Annotated in this window: 1 protein-coding gene; it reads right to left on the bottom strand. The window is 41.6% G+C overall.

Annotated elements, in window-relative coordinates:
• The coding region (locus AC0IXA_RS27335) for a response regulator (RefSeq protein WP_471814888.1) at positions 1-153 on the bottom strand (153 nt) is incomplete at its 3' end.
• Between the last annotated feature and the right edge of the window lie 128 nt (positions 154-281).

The raw sequence follows: 281 nt of genomic DNA on the forward strand, positions 1-281 counted from the left end.
GACAACATCTGGATTCAGTTCCTTGATCCGTTTTAAGGCATCTTCCCCATTTCGCGCCGTTCCGACGACTTCAATTTCTTGCTCAGCACTTAGAAAATCACTAATGAGTTTTCTCATAAAGGCCGAGTCATCTACTACTAGCACTCTAATCATGAGTCCACCTTCCTCCTTTTAAAAAAAGAGGACAACTTATCTATAAACGTATGCTGTTCTCTCCGTGCCTCTCTTATCTGCTGATGATATAGTGTTTCTGCCAGCATCTTAATGGTTTTACTCAGCCT

Source organism: Pseudomonas sp. AC083 (assembly GCF_979253165.1).